1 protein-coding gene and 1 pseudogene are annotated in these 869 nt (G+C 39.5%); both read left to right on the top strand.

Going from position 1 to position 869, the window contains the following annotated elements:
- A partial coding sequence (locus IQR33_RS26720; RefSeq protein ID WP_193844208.1) for a hypothetical protein occupies window positions 1–486 on the top strand: 486 nt, incomplete at its 5' end.
- Window positions 487–621: 135 nt separating this feature from the next.
- Window positions 622–869 (top strand): annotated as a pseudogene (locus IQR33_RS34590) (ankyrin repeat domain-containing protein); the annotation flags it as partial.

Below are 869 nucleotides of genomic sequence, written 5' to 3'. Positions count from 1 at the left end.
CAATGCCAATCAGAATTTGTAGATAAAATGTTTAGACCTTTCCATATGAGAGTTCGTGATTTTAAAGCGGCTCCTGCTACTTGTATGCAATGCCGTGATAAGCGGAATGAAAAATTCAAGAAACTAAGAGATGCAGCAGGTTTGTATTGGACGTTTGAAAGCGTCAAAGAATATTTTGAGGACAATCCCCCATATGAAGGGCAAGAGCTTTTGATACACGACACAAGCTGGAATACAAATACTTATGCAATTGTCACTGTCAAAGAGGCTTCTAGTGGGCGTCAGAAAAGAATAATCGTTGAAAGTTATAGCAATGGTTATTCTGGTCAGAGTTTCTATCGTTCAGGCAAAAATTGCTGGGCTCCTACTGGTCAGGTTAAATTACTTCCTTACAACGAGGTTATAGGTACTTTAGTGAAACAAGCACCTAGAGGTGAATTGAGCATCAGCTCTGAAGAAGTCTTTAAGCATGTTGGTGAAAAATAAACATAACAAACTGTTTAAGAGTGATTCGCAACGCTTGGCATTTTTACTATGCGTTGCGTTTAGTGTTTAAGGTGGTATGCGGGAGCTTCGGTATTGCGTTGCTCACACCTTAACAGGGCGTTAGGAGGGATTATTTTGAAGCGATTTTTACTAGCAGCTTTATCCATAGTGTTTTTGACAAGTGATTCAAGTTCTTGCAAAAGCAGAAACGACCCTAGTAGTCCTATAAATATCGCAATTTATCAGATGATTGAGGGAAAAAGCAGCTCGTATGCTCAACGTTTGTTGAAGAAGGGAATGGACGTTAATACAGTCAATTCATGTGGAGCGTCACTATTACTCATGGCGTCATTTCTTGGTGACCATGAACTGGTAAAAACTTT

It is taken from the genome of Vibrio sp. OPT46 (assembly GCF_015163535.1).
In the GTDB taxonomy this organism is placed as follows: domain Bacteria; phylum Pseudomonadota; class Gammaproteobacteria; order Enterobacterales; family Vibrionaceae; genus Vibrio; species Vibrio alginolyticus.
This window is presented reverse-complemented; position numbering and strand designations above follow the sequence as displayed.